Consider the following 24279-nt stretch of genomic DNA (forward strand, 5'->3'; position numbering starts at 1 on the left):
GCTCGGCGACAAAGGCAAGGCGGCGTCAGCGTCCCGGCCCCGGTGGACCGGCGAACGCCTGCGCGATGCCCAGCCAGCGCTGCGCGTCCTCCCCCACCGCCTCGACGTCCAGCTCGCGCAGCGCCCGCCGCTGGGTGACCAGGAAGCAGAAGTGTTCGGCCGAGCCCGTCACCCGCTGCGCCGCGTCGGCCGGTCCCCACGACCAGGTGTCGCCGTCGGGCGCGCGCAGCTCCACCAGGAAGGGTTCGGTCGGCGGCGTCAGGTTGTTGACGACGAACGCGTAGTCGCGGGTGCGTACGCCGATGTGCGCGATCGAGCGCAGCCGATCCGTCGGCGGCCGGGTGACGCCCAGCGCGTCGGCGACGTCGAGCCCGTGTGCCCAGGTCTCCATCAGGCGCGCGGTGGCCATCGACGAGGCGCTCATCGGCGGCCCGAACCAGGGCAGCTTGCGTCCGTCGGTCACCTCGAGCAGGGCCTCGTGCAGGCGATGACGGGTGTCCCGCCAATCGCTCAGCAGCTTGTCCGGCGGCAACAAAGCCAGTTCTTCGGCACCGGCGTCCACGAAACCGGCCGGGTCGGCGGCCGCGCCGGTCAGCACCTCGGCGAAGCCGCTCTCGTCGGTCACCGACAGCAGCGACACCCGGTCGGTCCACAGCAGATGCCCGATCTGGTGGGCGATGGTCCAGCCCGGCGCCGGCGTCGCCGTCGCCCAGTCCTGCGGCGGCAGCGGTGCCACCAACGCGTCGAGCTCGTCGCTCTCGGCTGCCAAGTCGGCGACGAACGGACCCGGGCCTGCCATCTTCGTTACCTCCTACGTCGTCTGGCCGCGGCGGCCGACCAGGCCGTGCACCAACAGTCCCACCAGATAGACCCCCGAACCGCACAACACGAACGCCGGCGCGTGCCCGTCCGCCGGAATGAACACGGCCGCCACCCACACCGCGGCGATGAACGATACCCAGAACAGGGCGTCCTGCACCGCAAAGACGTGACCCCGCAGCGCGTCGTCCACATCGATCTGCATTGCGGCGTCGGCGGAGAGCTTGACCACCTGCCCGGCCAGCCCCAGCAGGAACCCGCACGCCACCATCACCGGCAGCAACAAGCTCGCACCGGCGCACTGGATGACGGCCGCGGCCACCAACGCGGCATTCGCCGTCGCGTAACGGCCCCAGCGGCGAACCAGGACGGGGTTCACCGCATTGGCCAGAAAGGCGCCCAGCCCGGTGGCGCCGAAGAACACCAGCGCGGTGCCCAACCCGTCACCGTCGACGTTCTTCATGTTGTGCACCACCAGCAGGATGACCAGCGAGTTGATCCCCACGACCATCCGGTGGGCGGCCAGCCCGGACAGTGCCGCGGCGACCGTGGGACGCTGCGCGACCGTCCGCACGCCGTGCAGCCATCCGGTCAGCACCGCGTAGCCGGCCGACCCGTGGATCGCCCGCTTGGTGTCGTCGGGTCCGAGCACCCGGGGGGCGAATCGCAAGGACAGCACCAACGCCAGCGCCACCGGGATGAGCGCGGTGAAGATCACCACCGCCGCGCCGTGGTCTCCCGAGCCGCCCAGCCACCGCGGCACCAGCATGAAATTCGCCCCCAGGAATGCCGCAACCGCCCCCGCCGCGACCGCCAGCGAGTTCATCGTGACCACCTGCTCGCGCGGCACCACGTGCGGCAGGCTCGCCGACAGCCCGGACGCGACGAACCGGGCCATGCCGTTGGCCAGCAGCGCGGCGCACAGCAGCAGAATGTCGCCCGCCCCCACCGCCAGGATCGTGCCGATCGCAACGATGAAGCCCAGCCGCACGCTGTTGGCGCCCACCAGCACCAGCCGCCGGTCCCAACGGTCCATCAGCGCCCCGGCGAACGGTCCCAGCAGCGAATACGGCAGGAACAACACCGCGAACGCGCGCGCGATGGCCATCGGGTCGGCGGCCCGGTCCGGGTTGAACAGCAGCGCACCCGCCAGACCGGCCTGGAACAGGCCGTCGCCGAACTGACTTGCCATGCGCACCTGCAAAAGTCGCCAGAAATCCGGCAGCGCACGCACCGACCGCCACAATTCGACGGGTGCGCTTGCCTGCATCCGGGTGCGAATCACTGAACCCACTTCCACAATCGGCACAGGCAAGGCTGGATCGGCTCTGCGCCGTCTCAATCACAGTACAAATCTCCGCCGACCGTGGTTGTTTGCGCCGACCTCCACGGCGCGGGTGCGATGATGTGATAGTGGCGCCGCACGAAGACCCCGACGACAATTTCGCCCCTCCCGCACAGCGGGTGCGGGCCGGCACGTTGCTGCTTGCCAACACCGATTTGCTGGAACCGACGTTTCGCCGCAGCGTCATCTACATCGTCGAACACAACGAAGGCGGCACGCTGGGGGTGGTGCTGAATCGGCCCAGCGAAACGGCGGTCTACAACGTGTTGCCGCAGTGGGCCAAGATCGCGGCCAAGCCCAAGACGATGTTCATCGGGGGGCCGGTCAAGCGGGATGCCGCGTTGTGCCTGGCCGTGCTGCGGGTCGGCGCCGAACCCGACGGAGTTCCAGGGCTACGCCATGTGGCGGGCCGCATGGTGATGGTGGATTTGGACGCGGACCCCGACCTGATCGCCCCGGCCGTCGAAGGAGTGCGGATCTTCGCGGGATACTCCGGCTGGACCATCGGGCAACTCGAGGGTGAGATCGAGCGCGACGACTGGATTGTGTTGTCCGCGTTGCCCTCTGATGTGCTGGTGCCGCCCCGCGCCGACCTGTGGGGTCAGGTGCTGCGCCGCCAGCCGCTACCGCTGTCGTTGCTGGCGACGCACCCGATCGACGTGAGCCGCAACTAACCGACTACTCGCAGGACAGCGTGCAGACGCCGCAGCTGCCGGCGCAACCGGCCGGCTGGACGCGGCTGTGGGCTGATTCCCGGCGCAACGCGAACCGCGCGCTCTGCAACGAGCCGGTGGCCAGGGTGCCGAGCGCGCCTGCGACGCAGACGATGACCACCACCAGCGCGGTCTGCGGCGACGCGGCCAGCGCCACCACTCCCCCGGCGCCCAGCATCACCGCGGCCGCCAACTGCGTGGGTGCCATCGACCGCAGCGCCAGCTGCATGGGCTCCGCGGCAGGGGCCTGCGAGAGCGACCAGATCCCGAATGCGGCCGAAGCTATGGCCGCACATACGCACACCACGCCCGCGATAAGCATGGGCTCACAATACGAGCCCGCCGGAGTTTGTGCGCGCCGGGTTCCGCCGTTGCGGACGCCGTTGCCCTAGCGCGCCGCCACGGGCGTGAGCGGGCTCAACGGCGGCAGCGCCGGGGTCACCGGGCTGGGCGCCGGACCGCCGAGCGCGGATTGGCCGGGCACACCCAGCGGCGCCGGGTGGACCGTCTGGGACGCCGGTGCCTGCGGTGCGGCCGGCGCGGCGGGACGGGCGGGTGCCTGCGGAGCAGGCGCGGGTGCCTGGGGGGCCGGCTGTCCGGCGGTGCCGGGGGCCGTCACCCGGAAGCCGTTGACGATCGCGTCGGTGGCGGGCGCGTCGCTGACCGCCTGGCTTGCCGCCGTCGTCACCGACAGGGACACCAGGTACTTGTCGTTTCCGGAGGTGGCCAGGACGTGGCGCCGGGAGGTGTTGAGCGTCATGTCGTTTTCGCGGTAGGTGCCTTCGATGACCGACGACGGGAAGGTGCCGAGGTTGGTCAGTGACGCATTGGTCGTCTGCCAGGCGAGCAGCCGCTGGCTGTCGACGAATCCGTGCGTGATCGCCTCCGCCGGGTCGAAGTCACCGACCAGCCTGTACACCACCACCTGCGCGTTCGAGGTGTACACACTGTTGCCCCCGACGCGGTCGGCGATCACCACGAACGCGTCCGGCACGTTCGGGTCCGGCACCTGCGTCCAGCGGGACGGCACCGGCAGCGTGATCTCGAGTGCCTTGAAGTTCAGCGGCCGCTGCGCCTCGAGCTTGACCCCCTTGCTCTCTAAATACTCGCGCAGGGTGCCGGTGACGGCTGGGGTCGCCGCAGGGGGAGTTGGCGCTGCCGCGGCCGGTGCCGGCCCGGCGGCCGGTACGGCGGCCGGCAGCGTGGCCGGCAAAGTCGCCGGAGCGGGGGCCTGCACAGGTGCCTGCACCGAGGCCGGGACCGGCGCGACGGGTGCCTGCAGCGGCGCCGGCGCCTGCACCGGCAGGGGGGCGAAGCGGTTGCTGTTGGCACCGCCGGGAAACACCGTGGAATTCTGCCCGGGAATGGTGGCCGGCTGCATGGGAACCGGACCGGGCACGGCCGGCTGGGGCACCAGAGGTTCCGCGGATGCGGTTCCACCGGCAATCATCACGAGGCCGACGGCGCCGGCGGCCATGCCACCGGCGAGTGTTCGCCAGGTGCGCGCGATCTGAATCATCTCGGTCGGTCCCTCCGGAATAACTCGGGGCGCTGGTTGTCTTTGAAGCCCACCTCGAGGCTGAATGTAACCACTGCTCAGGGCGCCTACCACGCTCGAAATCGAGCTGGGATGAACCTCTGACCGGTGCGCAACGGAACCGATATCAAGCTGTGGCCGCCGGAGCGGGGCCGGTGGGTAGCGGGGCTGCCCTTTACCCTGTTGGGCGTGACCGAATCGCCGACCGTGCAGGACGCGGACTCCGACGCGCCGCGATACCGCTATACGGCCGAGCTCGCGGCCGACGTGGAGAGCAAGTGGCAGGACACCTGGGCCCGGCTGGGGACGTTCCACGTGCCCAACCCGGTCGGCTCACTGGCCCCCACCGACGGCTCGGCGGTTCCCGACGACAAGCTGTTCGTGCAGGACATGTTTCCCTACCCGTCGGGGGAGGGGCTGCACGTCGGCCACCCGCTGGGCTATATAGCCACCGACGTCTACGCCCGGTACTTCCGGATGCGCGGCCGTAACGTTCTGCATGCGTTGGGCTTCGACGCCTTCGGGCTGCCCGCCGAGCAGTATGCGGTGCAAACCGGCACCCATCCGCGCACCAGGACCGAAGCCAATATCGTCAATTTCCGCCGGCAGTTGAGCCGGCTGGGCCTGGGGCACGACAACCGCCGCAGCTTCTCGACCACCGACGTCGAGTTCTACAAGTGGACGCAGTGGATCTTCCTGCAGATCTACAACGCCTGGTTCGACACGGCAGTCGACAAGGCCCGTCCCATCGGGGAGTTGATCGCCGAACTGGATAACGGTGCTCGGCGTCTGGAAGACGGGCGGGACTGGACGACGTTGTCGGCGGGGGAGCGGTCGGACGTGATCGACAGCTTCCGGCTGGTCTATCGGTCGGATTCGATGGTGAACTGGTGCCCGGGCCTGGGCACGGTGCTCGCCAACGAAGAGGTCACCTCGGACGGGCGCAGCGATCGCGGCAACTTCCCGGTGTTCCGGAAACGGTTGCGGCAGTGGATGATGCGGATCACCGCCTACTCCGACCGCCTGCTGGACGACCTGAACCTGCTGGACTGGCCGGAGAAGGTCAAGACCATGCAGCGCAACTGGATCGGGCGCTCGACCGGCGCCTCGGCGCTGTTCTCGGCCACCAAGGCCGACGGGTCCGGCGCCGACATCGAGGTGTTCACCACCCGGCCCGACACCTTGTTCGGCGCCACCTATCTGGTGCTGGCTCCCGAGCACGATCTGGTGGACGAGCTGGTGGCCACCAACTGGCCCGACGGCGTCGACCCGTCCTGGACATATGGCGCCGCGACGCCCGCGGAGGCGGTGGCCGCCTACCGCCGCGCCATCGCCGCCAAGTCCGACCTCGAGCGCCAGGAGAGCCGGGAGAAGACCGGCGTGTTCCTGGGCGGATATGCCACCAACCCGGCCAACGGCGCACCGGTGCCCATCTTCATCGCCGACTATGTGCTGGCGGGCTACGGCACCGGGGCGATCATGGCGGTGCCCGGCCACGACCAGCGCGACTGGGACTTCGCCCGCCAGTTCGGCCTTCCGGTGGTGGAAGTGATTGCCGGCGGCGATATTTCGGAGTCCGCCTACGCCGGCGACGGCGTGCTGGTCAACTCGGACTTCCTGGACGGCATGGATGTGGCGGCGGCCAAGGAGGCCATCACCGCCCGGCTGCAGTCCGAGGGAAAGGGCGAGGCCCGGGTCCAATTCAAGCTCAGGGACTGGCTTTTCGCGCGACAGCGGTATTGGGGCGAGCCCTTTCCGATCGTCTACGACAGTGACGGCCGGGCGCATCCGCTCGACGAGGCAGCCTTGCCCGTGGAACTGCCGGACGTGATCGATTATTCGCCGGTGTTGTTCGATCCGGACGATGCCGACAGTGAGCCGTCGCCGCCGTTGGCCAAGGCCTCCGACTGGGTGCATGTGGAGCTGGACCTCGGCGACGGGCTGAAGCCGTACACCCGTGACACAAACGTGATGCCGCAGTGGGCCGGCAGCTCCTGGTATGAGCTGCGCTACACCGACCCACACAACTCGGAGCGGTTCTGCGCCAAGGAAAATGAGGCCTACTGGATGGGGCCCCGGCCCGCCGAGCACGGACCCGAGGATCCGGGCGGCGTCGACCTGTACGTCGGCGGCGCCGAACACGCAGTGCTACACCTGCTGTACGTGCGGTTCTGGCACAAGGTGCTCTACGACTTGGGTCACGTCAGTTCCCGGGAACCATTCCGCCGCCTCGTCAACCAGGGCTACATCCAGGCGTTCGCCTACACCGACGCCCGCGGTTCCTATGTGCCCGCCGAGGAGGTGATCGAGCGCAACGGGAAATTCGTCTACCCGGGTCCCGACGGCGAGGTCGAGGTCTTCCAGGAGTTCGGCAAGATCGGTAAGAGCCTGAAGAATTCGATCTCCCCCGACGAGATCTGCGACGAATACGGCGCGGACACGCTGCGGGTCTACGAGATGTCGATGGGGCCGTTGGAGGCGTCGCGGCCGTGGGCCACCAAAGATGTCGTTGGGGCACAACGGTTTCTGCAGCGGGTGTGGCGGCTGGTGATCGACGAGGACACCGGTCAGAGCCGGGTGGTCGACCGCGAGCTGGAAACCGATACGCTGCGCATTCTGCACCGGACGGTGGCCGGAGTGTCCGAAGACTATGCGGCGCTGCGGAACAACACCGCGGCCGCCAAACTGATCGAGTACACCAACCACCTCACCAAGCAGCACCGCGACGATGTCCCCCGGGCGGCGGTCGAACCGCTGGTGCTGATGTTGGCGCCGCTGGCTCCGCACCTGGCCGAAGAGCTGTGGTCGCGGCTGGGTCACTCGAAGTCGTTGGCGCACGGGCCGTTTCCGGTGGCCGACCCGGCCTACCTGGTGGACGATACGGTGGAGTATCCCGTCCAGGTGAACGGGAAGGTGCGCGGCCGGGTGGTGGTGGCCGCCGATGCGGACACCGATGCGGTGCAGGCCGCGGCGCTGGCCGACGAGAAGGTGCAGGCGTTCCTGGCGGGGGCGTCCCCGCGCAAGGTGATCGTGGTTCCCGGCCGGATGGTCAACCTGGTCGTGTGATCCACCTGGTTACCTACCGCGGCCGGATCACCACTTCGTGGACGTGACCGTCCGGCGGGGTGGCCACCACCTGGGCGACGACTTCGGCGACGGTCTCGGGCCGCAGAAACCTGCCCGGATCGTATTCGCCGCCTTCGTAGGCGACCAGCTCGCGCTGCATATCGGTGTCCACCCGGCCCGGGTGAACTGAGGTCACCAGCAGCGAGGGCTCGTCCTGGCGCAGTGAATCGGCGAAGGCTCGTAACGCGAACTTGCTGGCCGAGTAGGACGCCATGCCCGGTGACACATTGCGTCCGGAACCGGAGTTGATGAACACCACGCGGCCGCGCGCCTGCCGCAGCGCCGGCAGCAGCGTCAGCGTAAGGGCAACGGCGCCAATGACATTGACGGCAAAGGTGGCGCGCCACTCGTCGACGTGGGACTCGGCGACCCGGCCGGGGACGGAAACTCCGGCGTTGTGCACCAACACGTCGAGTTCGTCGATGACTTCGCAACTCGATTCGATGGAGTCGGTATCGGTCAGATCCAACGGGAATGTGGTGGCCCCGAGCCGCTGGGCGACCGCGTCGAGGCGCCTGGAGGGCCGGCCGGCCAGCAACAACGTGTGGGTGGGGGACAGCGCCGTGGCGATGGCGGCGCCGATGCCGCCGCTCGCGCCGGTGATGAGTGCGGTGGGCATGAGTTCAACAATTACCGAACTTGTTGAAATCAAACACTTTCAGGGCACTCAGCGGAGCCGGCGGGATTCCCGGCCGGTTCGTTGCTGGCCAGCCGGTCCAGCGGCGGCAACGCTTTCATCAGCGTTTCCTGGTCCGACTCGGGCAGCTTGCTGAGCATCGCCGCCAGGGCGGCGTGCCGGTTGGCCAGCGACTCGTTGTGCACCGCCCGCCCCTGCGGGGTGATGTCGACCAGCACCGCCCGGAGGTCCGACGGGTCGCGGGAGCGCTTCACCAGACCGATCTTCTCCAGCCGGCGGATCGCCACCGTGGTGGTGGGTGTCCGCACCCGCACATGGGCGGCGAGATCGGTCATCCTGATCGGGCCCCGATCCAGCAGAGTGATGAGAATCGATAATTGCGCCAGCGTCAATTCGCCGGCGACCACGTTGTTCGGGTCACCGCGGCGCAGAATCGCAAACAGCTTCGACAGTGACCGGTGCAGCCCCTCAGCGAGCTCCGTCACCTCCGGAGCCGTGGCTTCGCTGTCCGCCATAAACCGGCAGTCTATCCCGACACGTCTACAGGCGGAGGCACTGTGTCGCCCGGGTGTGCCCGCCCGGGAAAAACCCGGGTCACAGCGCCTGAGAGGGAGTCCGCCGCAGCCGTTCGGCCGCCACGCCGTTGAAGATCTGCTCGGAGGCACCGGACTCCACGACTTTGCCGTGATCGGTGAGCGCGAGGGGCGGGGAGGTTTCCGGGTGGTCCCGTGGGACGAAAACCCCGCGCCGGCACAGCTCGGCGATCATGGTCTTGGCCATCAGCTCGGAACGGCCGACACAGGCGGCCCGGGCGGCTTCCGGGTCCCGCCGGTGCATCGCGTCGTTCTCATTTTCGTAGAACGGCAACATGTCGTCCCGGCCGTGCTGGTAGGTCATGAAGAAGACACGGGGGATCAGGTTCTGCGACGCGCGGATGGTGGCGTGCAGCCGGGGGCCCGCGTACTCGTCGTTGACCACCCGGCGGTACTCCCAGGCGATTTCGGCGAAATTGCGGGGCTCCTTGGCTACCCGCAACGCCCGCAGCAAAGCGTCGAGTTCACCCAGGATGCGCGGGGTGGGGTTGGCGGCCGCTCGCGCCGACGCGATGCCGTTGAGCAGCCCGTCGAGTTCGTGGTGCTCGAGCACGGTGGCTTCGTCGAAGCGCTCGACGAACGCACCACGGTGGTATCGCGTGGAGATGATCCCGTCGTGTTCGAGCTGAACCAGCGCCTCCTGGATGGGCACGCGGCTGATGCCCAGACCTTGGGCGATCTCGTTGCGGTCGACGCGGTCGCCGCTGCGCAGCCTGCCAGTCAGGACCAGGTTGAGGATGTGGGTGACAACCTGGTCCTTCTCTTTGGTTCCGTACTTCTTCGGCATCGGTCCTAGCAGTCTCTTTTAGGCGGCCACGCGCCCCTAGCGGGCAAGTTTCTCATGACCAGAGCGGTACGTTGAGACGTTTCGCCGATGAAACGCGGATTAACGGGAGCTGTCTCGCCATCGGCAGAGCGCTTCCGCGGCCGTCAAGTCGTACTCCGGTCCGTCGCAGCCGACGGTCAGCAAAGTGACACCCAAACCGGTGAGGGCTTCGGCGTTGGCGAGCAGTTCTTTGCCGCCACCGACCCCCGCGGACCGTTCGATGCCGGCCGGATCCCGGCCCACCGCCTCGCAGTGCTTGGCGAGCACTTCCGACTTCGCCGGATACTCGTCCGCCGAGCTGAAGCTGTGCCACACGTCGGCGTGCTCGGCGACCAGGCGCAGTGTCTTGCGTTCGCCGCCGCCGCCGATCAGCACCGGGATGTGGCGGGTGGGGGCCGGGTTGAGCTTGGCCAGTCGCGAGGTGATCCGGGGGAGTGCATCGGCCAGGTCGTCCAGCCGGCTGCCGGCGGTCCCGAACTCGTAGCCGTACTCGTCGTAGTCCTTCTGCTTCCAGCCGGATCCGATGCCCAGGATGAGCCGGCCGTTACAGATATGGTCCACGGTGCGGGCCATGTCGGCCAACAGTTCTGGATTCCGATAGGAATTGCAGGTCACCAGCGCGCCGATCTGGATGCGCGAGGTTTGCTCGGCCCAGGCCCCCAACATCGTCCAACACTCGAAGTGCGCGCCGTCGGGATCGCCGTAGAGCGGGAAGAAATGGTCCCAGTTGAAGGCGACGTCGACACCGATGTCCTCGCACCGGCGCACGGCGTCGCGGATGTCGTTGTAGTTGGGGGCGTGCTGTGGCTGCAGTTGCACACCGATGCGGATGGGGACGGCAGATCGAGTCTCGGCAGTCATAACAACCACCCTAGGCGCCGGCGACCACCGCAGGCGCCCGCGAAGTCAGATGTTGCTGTACTGGCGCACAACGCAATGCGTTCCGGTGTATACGGTGGGCATGCACTTCATGCAGTGGACGCACAGGCCCTCGCCGGCCACCCCCGCGCGGAAATCGTTGACCAGATTCGGATCTCGCAGCAGTGCCCGGGCCATCGCGACGAATTCGAAACCCTCGGCAAGCGCTCCTTCGACCGTGTCGAGCCGGTTGATTCCGCCGAGCAGGATCAGCGGCATGGACAGGGCCGCACGAAACTGCCGGGCAAGCGGGAGAAAGAAGGCTTCTTCGAACGGGTAGGCGCGGAACATGCGGCGACCAATGACACGCAGGCCGAGTCCGACCGCTCGTGGTTGCGAGGCGATGAATTCGTCGAGAGGAACGTCACCTCGGAAGTAGTACATGGGGTTCTGAAACGAACTGCCGCCGGTCAGTTGTAGTGCGTCCAAGTGTCCGTCGGATTGCAGTAGGCGGGCGGTGGGCAGGCTGTCGGTGAGCCAGAACCCGCGGCGTACCCCGTCGTCCATATTGAACTTCGCTGTGACTGCAACGGACTGGCCGACCGTGCGCCGAACCCGCTCGGCTACCCGGCGCGCCAACTCGGCGCGCCGAGTGGTGTTGCCGCCGTAGTTGTCTCGCCGCTTGTTCAGGCTCGGACTGAAGAATGAGCTGACCAGGTAACCGTGGCCCATGTGAATTTCGACCGCGTCGAATCCGGCTTCGACGGCATTGCTTGCGGCAGCCCCGAAGTCGTCGACAACCGCCTCGAGCTGACCGGGTGTGGCAGCGCGAACCAAGCCCATAGCCGGGGCGCTGAGGCGGGTGGACGGCGCGAGGGTAGCCGTTTGGTTCGATAGGGTGTTCGCGACCAGCCCGGCGTGGCCTATCTGCGCGCAGACCAGTGCGCCCGCTGCATGAACGGCATCAGTCAGGCGGCGCAACTGAGGTACCCGATTGCGGTCGAGCACAATGGTGTCGCGGTGCACTCGTCCGCCGGGGGAGACCGCGCAGTAGGCAACGGTGGTCATGGCCGCCCCGCCGCGGGCTACTTCGGAGTGGAAGTCGACGAGGGCATCGGTGACCTGCCCGCGAGGCATCACGCCCTCGAACGTCGCCGCCTTGATGAAGCGGTTTTTCAACGTCAGAGGACCGAGCCGCATCGGGACGAATGCAAGTTTCGATGCCATTGGCACCGAAATATATCATCGGGCTAAGCCCGATCAAAGCCCGGCCGCAGGAATTTGCGCAGGTAGCCGACGATGCGCCGCGCCGGTACCGGTCGCGGCCAGTCCGCACCGCGGAAGTGGGCGTCGGTGCCACCATCGACGAAAATGATGCTGCCACAAAGGAAGTCGGCGGAATCGGACAGCATGAAGCAAACCCACTGAGCCAGCTGGTCCGGGTCGCCGAAGCCACCGACCGGAACCGGGAAGCGCTGCACCGCGCGACGCTGCCTCGGGTCGGCCAACTGCTGCTCGAGCAGCGGCGTCAGCACCGCACCCGGCGCCAACGCGTTCAACCGGATCCCGGCCCCGGCCCATTCCGCTCGGACCGCCTGGCACCGCAGCCACCTACTGACCGCAATCTTGGACGCGGCGTAAACCATGGCGGGCCGGGCGGGCCCGAAGGCGCGCACGCTGCGCACGGCCCGATCCACATCGCCGGCCAGCAGGGCACGCACCGTCCGGGCCGGAACCATCGGCGTCGTCGTCGTCGAGTTGCTGGACACCACAACAACTTTCGCCCCGTCGGCGGCTGCCAGCGCCGGCCGCCATTGGCCCAGAAGGTCCACCACCCCGAGGTAGTTCACCTCCGGGATCCGGCGCAGGTTGCCGGGGGTGGGTCCGATGCCGGCGGCCAGGACGGCGCCGTCGAGCCGGCCGTCGGCGGCCGCGAGCACTTCGCGGGCCGCCTGCGCGCGCCCGTCCACCGACGAGAGGTCGGCGATGACCTCAGCGTCCCGGAGGTCGACCCCGATGACGGTGTGGCCATCGTTTCGCAGCCGGTTGGCGGTCGCGCGGCCCATGCCCGACGCCGATCCGCTGATTGCGTAGGTACCCATGAGTGTGCAGACCGGCTCGTTCGGAGTTGGAGTTACGATTCCGTTGGCCTCATAAGGCCTCGTAAGGCTCGTAACCTTATCATCGCTCGAACGTGGGTACCGTCGCGGACTTCAGCAACTGCGCGATGCGGTCTCGCAGTATCTCTGAATTATCTTCTACGCCAACCGTTGTCAGAAACAATGCAGCGCCGGCAGCCATCGCCAGGGTGGCCCGGGCGTCCAGCTCGGCGCGGTGGCGCTCCCGCCGGTTTGACGCCTGTGCCTTCTCGGTGAAGAGTGCCACCGCGGGTCCGCTGAAGGCGGTCCACAGTGTCTTCCGGAGGTCGTCGTTCTCCTGTAGCGCCAGCAGCAGACCCGGTACCGCCGTCCGCACGTCCGGTCGGTTGAACAGTTCGTGGCTGCCGCGCACCACCCATTCGATCCAGCCCGTCAGGTCGGTGCCCTCGAAGGGTGCCAGGTCCGGGGATTCACCCAGGATCGCGTGCAGTACCAGTTCGGCTTTGGAAGACCAGCGCCGGCTGAGGCTGGACCGGCCGACACCCGCTCGGGCAGCGACCAGCCGCACGCTCAGATCGTCCCAGCCGACCTCGAGCAGCAACTCGCGCGTGGCCGACAGCACCCGATCGTCGATGGAGGTGTCCCGCGGGCGACCGGCGGGCCTGGCTCGATCGTTACTGGGCATCCGGCGATCGACCTCGGCCGGCATCGATCACTCCGCGCACCAGTTCGATCAGCGCCCGCGGTTGGTCGCTCTGCACCGAGTGACCCGAATTCTCGACGATGTGGGCGCCGCGGAATCGCGGTGCGCGGCGGCTGAGTTCGTCGGCGTCCTCGTCGGTGACGAAACCTGATGAACCGCCGCGGATCAGGGTCACCGGGGCGGCCAAAGCGGCGACGTCGTCCCACAGCGTGCTGAAGTCGGGGAAGACGCGGATGGCGTCGTAACGCCACCTCCAGTTGCCGTTGTCCAGGCGGCGAGAGTTGTGGAACACGCCGCGACGCAGTGCCTTGACCTCGCGGTGCGGCGCGGCGGCGATCGTCAGGTCCAACATGGCCTGGAAGCTGGGGAACTCGCGCTCGCCGTGCATCAATGCGACCGTGCCTTGCTGTTCCTTCGTCATCTCTGAATGCCGTTGCAGGGCAGACGGAGTCACATCGATGAGCACCAGCTCGTTGACCAGGTCGGGGGCCTGCGCGCCCAACCGGATGCCGGTCAACCCACCCAGCGACATGCCGACCACGAACTCGGCGTTCGGCGCCAGCTCGCGCAGCACCGGCAAAAGGGTGTCGGCGTTGTTGGCGGGGGAGTAGTCGCCGTCGTCGCGCCAGCCGGAGTGGCCGTGGCCCGGCAGATCCACCGCCAGCGCCGGCTCACCGAGGCCGACGATCACGGTGTCCCAGGTGTGGGCGTTCTGCCCACCGCCGTGCAGGAACACCACCCGCGGTTGCGAGCCACCCCAGCGCAGCGCACTGATCCCGCCGGTATGCACCCGCTCGACCGGCGGGAGGGGACCGGTGACACCCGCCTGTTCGGCGTTCTCGGCCAGCAGGTCGAACTCGGAAAGGGCGGTCAGTTCGTCATGCGAGGTCTCGGTCACCCTCGCGACTCTACGAGCTGGGCCCGCCGCTGACTCGGCGAGTTACGCCTCGATGATGAACTCTTCGAGCTGGGCACGCGCGATGTCGTCGGGCAGCTGCTCGGGCGGGCTCTTCATCAGGTACGCCGACGCCGGGATCACCGGGCCACCGATGCCGCGGTCCTTGGCGATCTTGGCCGCCCGCACCGCGTCGATGATCACGCCCGCGGAGTTCGGCGAGTCCCACACCTCGAGCTTGTACTCCAGGTTCAACGGCACGTCACCGAAGGCGCGACCTTCCAGCCGCACGTAGGCCCACTTGCGGTCGTCCAGCCAGCCGACATGGTCGGACGGGCCGATGTGCACGTCCTTGGTCTTGAACTCACGCTGCAGGTTGCTGGTGACGGCCTGGGTCTTGGAAATCTTCTTGGATTCCAGGCGCTCGCGCTCGAGCATATTGAGGAAGTCCATGTTGCCGCCGACGTTGAGCTGCATGGTGCGGTCCAGCTGCACGCCGCGGTCCTCGAACAGCTTGGCCATCACGCGGTGGGTGATGGTCGCACCGACCTGGCTCTTGATGTCGTCGCCGACGATCGGCACACCGGCATCGGCGAACTTCTTCGCCCACACCGGGTCCGAGGCGATGAACACCGGCAGGGCGTTGACGAACGCCACCCCGGCGTCGATGGCGCACTGGGCGTAGAACTTGTCCGCCTCTTCCGAACCCACCGGGAGGTAGGAGACCAGCACATCGACCTTGGCGTCCTTGAGGGCCTGCACCACGTCGACGGGCTCGGCGTCGGACACCTCGATGGTGTCGGCGTAGTACTTGCCGATGCCGTCGAGCGTCGGGCCGCGCTGCACCGTCACGTTGGTGGGCGGCACGTCGGCGATCTTGATGGTGTTGTTCTCCGAGGCGAAGATCGCTTCGGAGAGATCGAAGCCGACCTTCTTGGCGTCGACGTCGAACGCGGCCACGAACTTCACGTCGCGGACGTGGTACTGGCCGAACGTCACGTGCATCAAGCCTGGCACGGTGCTGTTCTCGTCGGCGTCGAAGTAGTACTGGACGCCCTGAACCAGCGAGGACGCGCAGTTGCCGACGCCGACGATGGCGACTCGTACCTCGGACGCCTGGGGCGCGTTCTGCTCACTCATTGGGCGTTCTCCTAACCTCGTAACTCTGTGTCTCTACGTTGTTCGATCTTGTGTTTCGCGAATTCACGTCTGTTCGGCGTGATTGGGTGCGGCCAGCTCCGCAGCGATGAGCTCGTTGAGCCATTTGACTTCCCGCTCGCTGGACTCAAGCCCGAGTTGATGTAGCTGGCGGGTGTAGCGATCGAAGGAGCTGCTGGCCCGCGCCACCGCTTCGCGCAGCCCTTCCCGGCGCTCCTCGACCTGGCGGCGCCGGCCCTCCAGAATGCGCATGCGCGCCTCCGCCGGAGTGCGGTTGAAAAATGCCAGGTGCACCCCGAAGCCGTCGTCGGTGTAGTTGTGCGGTCCGGTGTCGGCGACCAGTTCGGCGAACCGGCGGCGGCCCTCGTCTGTCAACTGGTAAACCCGGCGGGCCCGCCGCACCGGTGTACCGGCGGGCGCGGCGTTCTCGGCGATCAGCCCGTCGGCCTGCATCCGCCGCAGCGCTGGGTACAGGGAGCCGTACGAGAACGCGCGAAAGGCCCCGAGCAGGCCCGTTAGCCGCTTCCGCAGCTCGTAGCCGTGCATCGGAGATTCGATGAGGAGACCCAGAATGGCAAGTTCCAGCACCGTCACACCCCCTTTTTGCGCAGCTGATTACGACTGATTACGACTGATTACGACGTTGCGACGCCTCGCGTCATCGTATCGCCCCGATATATTAGCGACAACACCACCGCCCGTTAATGCGCCGTTCGTCACACGCTCAGCTCACGTAGCGGACCTGTTTGACCGTGCCGTCGCCGGCCAGCTCAATGGACCCACTGCCGTAATCCCCGGAAACGTAAATGGTCAGGGTCAGCGCCCCCGGCGTGGTCGGATCCTTCGCCGGCTCCACGATCAGATAGGTCGACTTGACGTCCTGGGGTTTTATGCCGACGGTCTCCGGGGCGCCGCGCAGGATGCCGACCACGGCTTTCACGTCGAACTTGCCGAGGTCGACGAGCGCGGTGTCGGTGCTGCTGTTCTTGGCGGTACTGCTCGGATCACCCCAGCCGCCCCGGTAGGTGTAATCCAGCACTCGGCGCTCGTCGGTGGGGTCCTTGCGGTCGATCGAGGCGTATTCGGGGTAGACCAGCAGGCGGTAGCCCATGGTGTCGCCGAATCGCTTCCGGGTTTGCTCCAACAGCCCGGTGAGTCCGCCGAGCGAGTGCAGCTGTTTCGGCGGCGTCAGCACGACCGCCGCGATGCCGTCGGACTTGGCACCCGGATCGGAGGTGAAGTCCAGTGGCGACGTGGTGTTCCCGTACAGGCCCCAGCCGATCGCGATGCCCAGCAGCGCCGTCACCCCGAAGGCGGCCACCACCAGACCGCGCCCGGTGGACTTCTTCTCCTGCTTGACCACGGGGTTCTGCACCGGCGGCGCGATCTCCGCGGACTGCAGGTCATCGACCAACAGTTGCAGGTCGTCCAGTGTCACCGCATTGGTCGCCATGCCGACGCGCTCGCGGTGCTCCTCCATCGACAGCTCACCGTCGTTGAAGGCGCTGTCGAGAATCCGGCACGCGCGTTGCCGGTCGCTGTCCTTGGCTCGCGTTGTTCCCCAACCGCCACGAGATTTCGCCACGGGGATGATCGTAGAAGGCGGTTGCCAGAGCGGCACAGCGTGTGAGCACCCGATACTTCATCACCGCGCGATCACCCCGGCGACCGACGCCCGCGCGAACAGCCGCGCTGCGTATCGGTGCTGGAGAAGGCGACGTACTCTGGTCAGCGTGCGACTGCAGCGACAGGTAGTGGACTACGCCCTGCGGCGGCGCTCGCTGCTGTCCGAGGTGTATTCGGGACGCACCGGTGTCTCCGAGGTGTGCGACGCCAACCCCTACCTGCTGCGCGCGGCGAAGTTTCACGGGAAACCGAGCAAGGTGATGTGTCCGATCTGCCGCAAGGAACAACTCACGTTGGTGTCCTGGGTGTTCGGTGAACACCTCGGCGCGGTGTCGGGGTCGGCGCGTACGGCCGAGGAGCTGGTTTTGCTGGCCAGCCGATTCTCCGAGTTCGCCGTCCACGTCGTGGAGGTGTGCCGGACCTGCAGCTGGAACCATCTGGTCAAGTCGTATGTCTTGGGTGCGGCAGTTCCCGCACCTCCCCCCAGGGGGAGTGGCGGCCGGCGGACGGCGCGCAACGGCGCCCGCACGGCCAGTGAATAGCGAAGGGCGCCACCACCAGTCGTCCAGCGACACCCCGGGCGAGCCGGTGTCCGGTGGCAAGCGTCTCGGTGGTGGCCCGGGCGATTCGCCGCCACCGCGCCGGCCGGTCCCTCCCGACGACCGGTTGACCACGATCCTGCCGCCGGTCGTCGACGACGACTCGGCGCGACATGCCGACCCGATCGACAAGGTCAAGGCCGCGCTCAACACGCCGCCGTCCGCGCCCGTCGAGCACGACGCGCTCGATCAGGTCAAGGCCGCGCTGGATGCCCCGTCGCCGCGGTCCGGCCGCGAGCGACTCGGCGGCACGGGGCGCCCACCGGGCGGGCCGCCGCCCCCGCCCGGCCCCACCGGGCCCTCGGGTCGCCGTGGTCCGCGACGCAAGCCCACCTGGTCCGAGCAGATCAACTGGCGCTGGGTTCGGCGCTCGATCTACCTGAGCGCGGCGGTGCTGGTCTTGCTGCCGATCGTCACCTTCACGATGGCCTATTTCATCGTCGACGTGCCGCGGCCCGGTGACATCCGCACCAACCAGGTCTCCACTATCCTGGCCAGCGACGGCTCGGAGATCGCCAAAATCGTGCCGCCCGAAGGCAATAGGGTTGACGTCAACCTCAGCCAGGTCCCGGTGCACGTCCGCCAGGCGGTGATCGCCGCCGAGGACCGCGGCTTCTACACCAACCCGGGCTTCTCGTTCAGCGGGTTCGCCCGAGCGGCGAAGAACAATCTGTTCGGCGGCGACCTGCAGGGCGGCTCCACGATCACGCAGCAGTACGTCAAGAACGCGCTGGTCGGTTCCGCGCAGCACGGCTGGAGCGGCGTGATGCGCAAGGCCAAGGAATTCGTCATCGCCACCAAGATGGCGGGGGAGTGGTCGAAAGACGATGTGCTGCAGGCCTACCTGAACATCATCTATTTCGGCCGCGGCGCGTACGGGATCTCGGCGGCGGCCAAGGCCTACTTTGACAAGCCCGTCGAGCAACTCACCGTCTCCGAGGGCGCGCTGCTGGCCGCGCTGATCCGCCGTCCTTCCACGCTGGACCCGGCCGTCGACCCCGAAGGGGCGCTGGCTCGTTGGAACTGGGTCCTGGACGGCATGGTGGAAACCAAGGCGCTGGCCGCCAATGACCGCGCCGCGCAGATCTTTCCGAGGACGGTCTCGCCGGACCAGGCGCGGGCGGCGTACCAGACCACCGGCCCCAACGGCCTGATCGAGCGGCAGGTCACCAAGGAACTGTTGGAACTGTTCAACATCGATGAACAGACGCTCAACACCCAAGGATTGCAGGTCACAACCACGATCGACCCGCAGGCGCAGCAGGCCGCGGAGCGGGCGGTGTCGAAGTACCTGGACGGCGAGGATCCCGAGATGCGGGCCGCGGTGGTCTCGATCGACCCGCGTACCGGGGCGGTGAAGGCCTATTACGGGGGCGCCGACGCCCAGGGCTTCGACTTCGCCCAGGCGGGCCTGCAGACCGGCTCGTCGTTCAAGGTGTTCGCTCTGGTCGCGGCGCTCGAGCAGGGCATCGGTTTGGGTTATCAGGTGGACAGTTCGCCACTGACCGTCGACGGCATCAAGATCGGCAACGTCGAGGGCGAAAGTTGCGGGACCTGCAACCTGGCCGAGGCGCTGAAGATGTCGTTGAACACCTCCTACTACCGGCTCATGCTCAAGCTCAAGGGCGGGCCTCAGGCGGTCGCGGACGCCGCGCACCAGGCCGGTGTCGCCGAAAGCTTCCCCGGTGTCGCGCACACCCTTTCCGAGGACGGCAAGGGCGGACCGCCCAACAACGGGATTGTGTTGGGGCAGTACCAGACCCGCGTGTTCGACATGGCTTCGGCCTACGCCACCCTGGCCGCGTCCGGCATCTACCACCGACCGCATTTCGTGCAGAAGGTGGTCAACTCCGAGGGGCAGGTGCTCTTCGACGCCAGCACCGCGGACAACAGCGGTGACCAACGCATCCCCAAGGCCGTGGCGGACAACGTGACCGCGGCCATGCAGCCGATCGCCGGCTACTCGCGTGGTCACAGCCTGGCCGGGGGCCGGGCATCCGCCGCCAAGACCGGGACGACACAGCTCGGCGACACCACCGCGAACAAGGATGCGTGGATGGTCGGGTACACCCCGTCTCTGTCCACCGCGGTGTGGGTGGGCACGGTCCGGGGTGACCAGCCGTTGGTGAGTGCCTCCGGCGGCGCGGTGTACGGGTCGGGCCTGCCGTCGGACATCTGGAAATCGACGATGGACGGTGCCCTGAAGGGCGCGCAGAACGAAACCTTCCCCAAGCCGACAGAGATCGGCGGCTATGCGGGGGTTCCGGCTGCACCGCCACCGCCGCCGCCGCGGCCCTCCGAGACCGTCATCCAGCCCACCGTCGAAGTGGCGCCGGGCATCACCATCCCGGTGGGGCCGCCGCAGACGGTCACCGTGGCACCGTCGGCGCCACCGGGCGGGCCGGGTGTGCCGGGTGTTCCCGGATCGACTGCGCCGCCGGGGGTTCCGGGACTTCCGCCGCCGGCTGACATCCCCCAGCCGCCCCCGTGACCGAGGTTCCGACCGAACGCGCCACCATCTCGCCGCTGCCGATCGCTGCCGATCGGCGTAGCGCGGACAATCGCGACTGCCCCAGCCGCACCGATGCGCTCGGGGCGGCCCTGGCCAACGTCATCGGCGGACGCGTTGGGCGGCACGCGCTGATCGGCCGGACCCGCTTCATGACGCCGCTGCGGGTGATGTTCCTGATCGCGCTGGTGTTCCTGGCGCTCGGCTGGTCGACGAAGGCCGCGTGCCTGCAGAGCACCGGCACCGGCCCGGGTGATCAGCGGGTCGCCAATTGGGACAACCAGCGCGCATATTACGAGTTGTGCTACTCCGACACGGTGCCGCTCTACGGCGCGGAGTTGTTGAGCCAGGGCAAGTTTCCGTACAAGTCCAGCTGGGTCGAGACCGACAGCGGTGGTCGGCCGCAGGTCCGTTACGACGGCAAGCTCGCGGTGCGCTACATGGAATATCCGGTGCTGACCGGCGTTTACCAATACCTGTCGATGGCGGTCGCCAAGACCTACACCACCCTGAGCAAGATCGCGCCGCTCCCGGTGGTGGCCGAGGTGGTGATGTTCTTCAACTTTGCCGCGTTCGGGTTGGCGCTGGCCTGGCTGGTGACGGTGTGGGCGACGGCGGGACTGGCCGGACGCCGGCTGTGGGACGCGGCGCTGGTGGCCGCGTCGCCGTTGGTGATCTTCCAGATCTTCACCAACTTCGACGCGCTGGCAACGGCTTTCGCGATGGGCGGGCTGCTGGCGTGGGCGCGGCGCCGGCCGGTGCTCGCCGGGGTGCTGATCGGGCTGGGGGCGGCGGCCAAGCTGTATCCGCTGTTGTTCCTGGGGCCGTTGCTGGTGTTGGGCATTCGGTCCGGGCGGCTGCGGGGCGTGGCACGCACGGCGCTGACCGCCGCGGCAACCTGGCTCGCGGTGAACCTGCCGGTGATGGTCCTCTATCCGCGTGGCTGGTCGGAGTTCTTCCGGCTCAACACCCGTCGCGGTGACGACATGGATTCGCTGTTCAATGTGGTGAAGTCGTTCACCGGTTGGCACGGGTTCGACCCTGCCCTGGGCTTCTGGGAGCCACCGAGGGTGCTCAATGCCGTTGTCACGGTTCTGTTCCTGTTGTGTTGTGCGGCAATCGGTTACATCGCGCTCACCGCTCCACGCCGGCCGCGGCTGGCGCAGCTCGCGTTCCTGGTGGTGGCGGTCTTCCTACTGACCAACAAGGTGTGGAGTCCCCAGTTCTCGCTGTGGCTGGTGCCGTTGGCGGTACTGGCGGTGCCGCATCGGCGGGTGCTGCTGGTGTGGATGACTATCGATGCGCTGGTGTGGGTGCCGCGGATGTACTACCTGTACGGCAATCCGAATCGTTCGCTGCCCGAGCAGTGGTTCACGACGACGGTGCTGCTGCGCGACATCGCGGTTATAGCGTTGTGCGCGCTGGTGATTCGCCAGATCTACCGGCCGAGCGAGGACCTGGTGCGCTGGCAGGGCCGGGTGGACGACCCCGCCGGCGGAAGCTACGACCTGGCGCCGGACGCACCACCTAGCTGGCTGCCGAAGTGGTTGCGGCCCAAGTCGGCGCGGCATCCGCAACAGCGGGCGGTGGCCCCGGAAGCTGAATTGGTTGGGGAGAAGTCCTGATGCAGATCGCCATTCCGCTGTTCCCCCGGTTCACCGCCCTGGATGCCGTCGGGCCCTACGACGTTCTGCAGCGCCTGCCTTCGGCGCAGGTGGTGTTCGTGGGTCGACAGCGCGGCGAGGTCCGCACCGAGAACGGCATGCTGGGAGTGACGTGCGATGCCACCTTCGAGGAGGTGGATTCGCCCGACGTCGTGGTGGTCCCCGGCGGCATCGGCACGCGCGTGCTCATCGGCGACGAAACCATCAGCGGCTGGCTGCGAGCTGTCCATCCGGGCACCATCTTCACCACCTCGGTGTGCACGGGGGCGCTGCTGCTCGGCGGTGCCGGATTGCTCGACGGTCTCACCGCGACCACCCACTGGGCCGCCATCGACGAACTGAACAAGTTGGGCGCGCGGTATGTGCCGGAGCGGGTCGTCGAGCATCTGCCGCAGCGCATCATCACCGCCGCCGGGGTGTCCAGCGGCATCGACATGGCGCTGCGGTTGGTGGAACTGCTTGTCGACCGCGAGGCCGCGCAGGCGATCCAACTGCTCATCGAGTACGACCCCCAACCCCCGTTCGACACGGGCTCGGTGGCCAAGGCCCTTGACGCGACGCGGGCCCGGGCCGCGGAGTTCCGGACGGCGCGGAAGTGATTTCCCAGGTCGGTACGGCGTCCGGTACCCTGATGCGGTTGCCGACGCAGGCGACCCTCCTGCCGCGGAACGTCCGTGGCCGCTCAGACCAGAGGAGGTGATGAGGTCCCTATGCGTCCATACGAAATCATGGTCATCCTTGACCCCACGCTCGACGAACGCACCGTCGCCCCGTCCTTGGAGACGTTCCTGAACGTCGTCCGCAAAGACGGTGGAACGGTCGAGAAGGTCGACATCTGGGGCCGGCGGCGGCTGGCTTACGAGATCGCCAAGCACGCCGAAGGCATCTATGTCGTCGTCGACCTGAAGGCCGAGCCCGCGACGGTCTCCGAGCTTGATCGCCAGCTGAGCCTGAACGAGTCGGTGTTGCGCACCAAGGTGATGCGCACCGACAAGCACTAGCAGTCCCTGTCGGGACCGGTGCCTACGCTCGTTCGTGAATAACCATCAGGCCAGGACCAGGTAAGAATCAGGCGGGACCAAGGAGGACATTGTGGCTGGTGACACGACTATCACGGTCGTTGGAAACCTCACTGCTGACCCGGAACTGCGGTTCACGCCGTCGGGTGCTGCCGTGGCCAATTTCACCGTGGCGTCAACGCCGCGGATTTATGACCGCCAGAGCGGGGAGTGGAAGGACGGCGAAGCGCTGTTCCTGCGCTGCAACATCTGGCGGGAAGCGGCCGAGAACGTGGCCGAAAGCCTGACCCGCGGCGCGCGGGTGATCGTCACCGGCCGGCTCAAGCAGCGGTCCTTCGAGACCCGCGAAGGCGAGAAGCGCACCGTCGTCGAGGTCGAGGTCGACGAGATCGGACCTTCGCTGCGGTATGCCACCGCCAAGGTCAACAAGGCCAGCCGCAGCGGCGGTGGCGGTGGTTACAGCGGCGGCGGTGGTGGCGCATCCCGCCAATCTGCCCCGGCCCCGTCCGGCGGATCCGGCGACGACCCGTGGGGCAGCGCCCCGGCATCGGGTTCGTTCGGCGGCGGTGACGACGAACCACCCTTCTGAATTAGAGAACCTCAGAGCACGAGAACGGAAGAACAACAGACATGGCCAAGTCCACCAAGCGGCGCCCGGCTCCGGAGAAGCCGATCAAAGCGCGCAAATGCGTTTTCTGCGCCAAGAAAGATCAGCAGATCGACTACAAAGACACCACGCTGCTGCGCACCTACATCAGCGAGCGCGGCAAGATCCGCGCCCGCCGGGTCACCGGCAACTGTGTGCAGCACCAGCGGGACATCGCGGTTGCGGTGAAGAACGCCCGCGAGGTCGCCCTGCTGCCCTTCACCTCCTCGACGCGGTAACCGCCGCGCGCGTAACGAAAGTACTCAACGATGAAGCTGATTCTCACGGCTGACGTCGACCACCTCGGTTCCGTCGGCGACACGGTCGAGGTCAAAGACGGATACGGCCGCAATTTCCTGCTGCCGCGCGGTCTGGCGATCGTCGCGTCCCGCGGTGCCCAGAAGCAGGCAGACGAGATCCGTCGGGCCCGGGAGACGAAGACGGTCCGCGACCGCGAGCACGCCACCGAGCTCAAGACCGCGATCCAGGCGCTTGGGTCGGTCGCCCTGCCGGTGAAGACCGCGGCCGACGGCGGCAAGCTGTTCGGTTCGGTGACCGCCGGTGACGTGGTGGCCGCCATCAAGAAGGCGGGTGGGCCCAACCTGGACAAGCGGATCGTCCGGCTGCCCAAGGCACACATCAAGTCGGTCGGCACCCATCCGGTGGTGGTGCACCTGCACCCGGAAATCGACGTCGAGGTGTCACTCGAGGTCGTCGGCCAGAGCTAACTCGCCGCTGTCTTACTCACCCGGTGTGGCCGCCTCCTATCGGCCACACCGGGTTTTCGCGTACCCGAACTGGCGAACGAATTCTGGTCCTCGACCGGCCGGCCGTGTAACCCGCCATTCACGCGGCGAAAATCTGGCCGAAAACCAACACGCCCGAGGCGATAACCTGCGCCGACACG

At 67.6% G+C, this 24279-nt stretch carries 25 protein-coding genes; 10 read left to right on the plus strand and 15 right to left on the minus strand.

Going from position 1 to position 24279, the window contains the following annotated elements; translation table 11 throughout:
* Positions 1-25 precede the first annotated feature (25 nt).
* Positions 26-799, minus strand: coding sequence for a TIGR03084 family metal-binding protein (locus tag A5645_RS17475; protein WP_065130458.1), 774 nt, complete (start codon positions 797-799; stop codon positions 26-28).
* A 12-nt stretch (positions 800-811) separates the two neighbouring features.
* The gene (locus tag A5645_RS17480) at positions 812-2128 is read right to left on the minus strand and encodes an MFS transporter (RefSeq protein ID WP_155768054.1); all 1317 of its coding nucleotides are present in this window, start codon (positions 2126-2128) and stop codon (positions 812-814) included.
* A 101-nt stretch (positions 2129-2229) separates the two neighbouring features.
* Here A5645_RS17480 and A5645_RS17485 point away from each other — a divergent pair, with 101 nt between their 5' ends.
* Positions 2230-2838 (plus strand): YqgE/AlgH family protein, encoded by a 609-nt coding sequence (locus tag A5645_RS17485; RefSeq protein WP_155768059.1) that lies wholly within the window; start codon positions 2230-2232, stop codon positions 2836-2838.
* Between the two features lie 4 nt (positions 2839-2842).
* Here the strand turns inward: A5645_RS17485 and A5645_RS17490 are convergent, their stop codons facing one another.
* Positions 2843-3199, minus strand: a complete 357-nt coding sequence (locus A5645_RS17490) for a hypothetical protein (RefSeq protein ID WP_065130459.1) — start codon at positions 3197-3199, stop codon at positions 2843-2845.
* Positions 3200-3265: 66 nt separating this feature from the next.
* Positions 3266-4396 (minus strand): LpqN/LpqT family lipoprotein, encoded by a 1131-nt coding sequence (locus tag A5645_RS17495; RefSeq protein ID WP_065130460.1) that lies wholly within the window; start codon positions 4394-4396, stop codon positions 3266-3268.
* 207 nt (positions 4397-4603) lie between these two features.
* Between A5645_RS17495 and leuS the strand changes: the two genes are divergently transcribed.
* Positions 4604-7480, plus strand: a complete 2877-nt coding sequence (leuS, locus tag A5645_RS17500) for a leucine--tRNA ligase (RefSeq protein WP_436405505.1) — start codon at positions 4604-4606, stop codon at positions 7478-7480.
* A gap of 13 nt (positions 7481-7493) precedes the next feature.
* Here the strand turns inward: leuS and A5645_RS17505 are convergent, their stop codons facing one another.
* The 11 genes from A5645_RS17505 to A5645_RS17555 all read right to left on the minus strand — a co-directional run bounded on the left by A5645_RS17505 (position 7494) and on the right by A5645_RS17555 (position 16903).
* Positions 7494-8159 carry an SDR family oxidoreductase gene (locus A5645_RS17505; RefSeq protein ID WP_065130461.1) on the minus strand — a complete coding sequence of 222 codons (666 nt, stop codon included), beginning with the start codon at positions 8157-8159 and terminating at the stop codon, positions 7494-7496.
* Between the two features lie 29 nt (positions 8160-8188).
* Positions 8189-8692, minus strand: a complete 504-nt coding sequence (locus A5645_RS17510; protein WP_065130462.1) for a MarR family winged helix-turn-helix transcriptional regulator — start codon at positions 8690-8692, stop codon at positions 8189-8191.
* Between the two features lie 79 nt (positions 8693-8771).
* On the minus strand, positions 8772-9557 hold the full coding sequence (locus A5645_RS17515; protein ID WP_081288410.1) for a GntR family transcriptional regulator: 786 nt from the start codon (positions 9555-9557) through the stop codon (positions 8772-8774).
* A 99-nt stretch (positions 9558-9656) separates the two neighbouring features.
* Positions 9657-10457, minus strand: coding sequence for an LLM class F420-dependent oxidoreductase (locus tag A5645_RS17520; protein WP_065130463.1), 801 nt, complete (start codon positions 10455-10457; stop codon positions 9657-9659).
* 45 nt (positions 10458-10502) lie between these two features.
* Entirely contained in the window at positions 10503-11681 is a 1179-nt protein-coding gene (locus A5645_RS17525) for an NADH:flavin oxidoreductase (protein ID WP_065130464.1), read from the minus strand.
* Between the two features lie 23 nt (positions 11682-11704).
* Positions 11705-12556, minus strand: a complete 852-nt coding sequence (locus A5645_RS17530) for an SDR family oxidoreductase (RefSeq protein ID WP_065130465.1) — start codon at positions 12554-12556, stop codon at positions 11705-11707.
* A gap of 79 nt (positions 12557-12635) precedes the next feature.
* Entirely contained in the window at positions 12636-13238 is a 603-nt protein-coding gene (locus A5645_RS17535; RefSeq protein WP_065034301.1) for a TetR family transcriptional regulator, read from the minus strand.
* A complete protein-coding gene (locus tag A5645_RS17540; RefSeq protein ID WP_065130466.1) occupies positions 13228-14154 on the minus strand; it encodes an alpha/beta fold hydrolase in 927 nt (308 codons plus the stop codon). Before A5645_RS17540 ends, A5645_RS17535 begins: the two co-directional genes overlap by 11 nt.
* Before the next feature lie 42 nt (positions 14155-14196).
* Positions 14197-15291: an inositol-3-phosphate synthase gene (locus tag A5645_RS17545; RefSeq protein ID WP_036362168.1), complete on the minus strand. Its 1095-nt coding sequence runs from the start codon at positions 15289-15291 to the stop codon at positions 14197-14199.
* A gap of 63 nt (positions 15292-15354) precedes the next feature.
* The gene (locus tag A5645_RS17550; protein WP_065034300.1) at positions 15355-15897 is read right to left on the minus strand and encodes a PadR family transcriptional regulator; all 543 of its coding nucleotides are present in this window, start codon (positions 15895-15897) and stop codon (positions 15355-15357) included.
* Between the two features lie 136 nt (positions 15898-16033).
* On the minus strand, positions 16034-16903 hold the full coding sequence (locus A5645_RS17555; RefSeq protein ID WP_065034299.1) for a DUF1707 SHOCT-like domain-containing protein: 870 nt from the start codon (positions 16901-16903) through the stop codon (positions 16034-16036).
* 139 nt (positions 16904-17042) lie between these two features.
* Between A5645_RS17555 and A5645_RS17560 the strand changes: the two genes are divergently transcribed.
* From A5645_RS17560 to rplI, 8 genes are all read left to right on the plus strand, one after another.
* Positions 17043-17477, plus strand: coding sequence for a DUF5318 family protein (locus tag A5645_RS17560; RefSeq protein WP_036362163.1), 435 nt, complete (start codon positions 17043-17045; stop codon positions 17475-17477).
* Complete coding sequence (locus A5645_RS17565; protein ID WP_436405506.1) at positions 17470-20025, plus strand: transglycosylase domain-containing protein; 2556 nt, start codon at positions 17470-17472, stop codon at positions 20023-20025. The genes A5645_RS17560 and A5645_RS17565 overlap by 8 nt, the downstream gene beginning before the upstream one ends.
* Complete coding sequence (locus A5645_RS17570; RefSeq protein ID WP_065130468.1) at positions 20022-21668, plus strand: glycosyltransferase family 87 protein; 1647 nt, start codon at positions 20022-20024, stop codon at positions 21666-21668. Before A5645_RS17565 ends, A5645_RS17570 begins: the two co-directional genes overlap by 4 nt.
* Positions 21668-22306: a DJ-1/PfpI family protein gene (locus tag A5645_RS17575; RefSeq protein ID WP_065130469.1), complete on the plus strand. Its 639-nt coding sequence runs from the start codon at positions 21668-21670 to the stop codon at positions 22304-22306. The genes A5645_RS17570 and A5645_RS17575 overlap by 1 nt, the downstream gene beginning before the upstream one ends.
* Positions 22307-22417: 111 nt before the next feature.
* Positions 22418-22708, plus strand: a complete 291-nt coding sequence (gene rpsF / locus A5645_RS17580; RefSeq protein WP_036362157.1) for a 30S ribosomal protein S6 — start codon at positions 22418-22420, stop codon at positions 22706-22708.
* A gap of 91 nt (positions 22709-22799) precedes the next feature.
* Entirely contained in the window at positions 22800-23315 is a 516-nt protein-coding gene (locus A5645_RS17585) for a single-stranded DNA-binding protein (RefSeq protein ID WP_065130470.1), read from the plus strand.
* Between the two features lie 41 nt (positions 23316-23356).
* Complete coding sequence (gene rpsR / locus A5645_RS17590; RefSeq protein WP_036362152.1) at positions 23357-23611, plus strand: 30S ribosomal protein S18; 255 nt, start codon at positions 23357-23359, stop codon at positions 23609-23611.
* A 30-nt stretch (positions 23612-23641) separates the two neighbouring features.
* Entirely contained in the window at positions 23642-24100 is a 459-nt protein-coding gene (gene rplI / locus A5645_RS17595; protein WP_065034254.1) for a 50S ribosomal protein L9, read from the plus strand.
* The last annotated feature ends 179 nt before the right edge of the window (positions 24101-24279 follow it).

This window comes from Mycobacterium asiaticum (assembly GCF_001673635.1).
In the GTDB taxonomy this organism is placed as follows: domain Bacteria; phylum Actinomycetota; class Actinomycetes; order Mycobacteriales; family Mycobacteriaceae; genus Mycobacterium; species Mycobacterium asiaticum_C.

What these genes read in the sequence shown, in the direction of transcription:
- rpsR (WP_036362152.1), top strand. Translation starts at nt 23,357, where the DNA reads ATGGCCAAGTCCACCAAGCGGCGCCCGGCTCCGGAGAAGCCGATCAAA.
- A5645_RS17490 (WP_065130459.1), bottom strand. Translation starts at nt 3,199, where the DNA reads ATGCTTATCGCGGGCGTGGTGTGCGTATGTGCGGCCATAGCTTCGGCC.
- rplI (WP_065034254.1), top strand. Translation starts at nt 23,642, where the DNA reads ATGAAGCTGATTCTCACGGCTGACGTCGACCACCTCGGTTCCGTCGGC.
- A5645_RS17495 (WP_065130460.1), bottom strand. Translation starts at nt 4,396, where the DNA reads ATGATTCAGATCGCGCGCACCTGGCGAACACTCGCCGGTGGCATGGCC.
- A5645_RS17525 (WP_065130464.1), bottom strand. Translation starts at nt 11,681, where the DNA reads ATGGCATCGAAACTTGCATTCGTCCCGATGCGGCTCGGTCCTCTGACG.
- A5645_RS17510 (WP_065130462.1), bottom strand. Translation starts at nt 8,692, where the DNA reads ATGGCGGACAGCGAAGCCACGGCTCCGGAGGTGACGGAGCTCGCTGAG.
- A5645_RS17520 (WP_065130463.1), bottom strand. Translation starts at nt 10,457, where the DNA reads ATGACTGCCGAGACTCGATCTGCCGTCCCCATCCGCATCGGTGTGCAA.
- A5645_RS17505 (WP_065130461.1), bottom strand. Translation starts at nt 8,159, where the DNA reads ATGCCCACCGCACTCATCACCGGCGCGAGCGGCGGCATCGGCGCCGCC.
- A5645_RS17530 (WP_065130465.1), bottom strand. Translation starts at nt 12,556, where the DNA reads ATGGGTACCTACGCAATCAGCGGATCGGCGTCGGGCATGGGCCGCGCG.
- rpsF (WP_036362157.1), top strand. Translation starts at nt 22,418, where the DNA reads ATGCGTCCATACGAAATCATGGTCATCCTTGACCCCACGCTCGACGAA.
- A5645_RS17575 (WP_065130469.1), top strand. Translation starts at nt 21,668, where the DNA reads ATGCAGATCGCCATTCCGCTGTTCCCCCGGTTCACCGCCCTGGATGCC.
- A5645_RS17545 (WP_036362168.1), bottom strand. Translation starts at nt 15,291, where the DNA reads ATGAGTGAGCAGAACGCGCCCCAGGCGTCCGAGGTACGAGTCGCCATC.
- A5645_RS17535 (WP_065034301.1), bottom strand. Translation starts at nt 13,238, where the DNA reads ATGCCCAGTAACGATCGAGCCAGGCCCGCCGGTCGCCCGCGGGACACC.
- A5645_RS17475 (WP_065130458.1), bottom strand. Translation starts at nt 799, where the DNA reads ATGGCAGGCCCGGGTCCGTTCGTCGCCGACTTGGCAGCCGAGAGCGAC.
- A5645_RS17515 (WP_081288410.1), bottom strand. Translation starts at nt 9,557, where the DNA reads ATGCCGAAGAAGTACGGAACCAAAGAGAAGGACCAGGTTGTCACCCAC.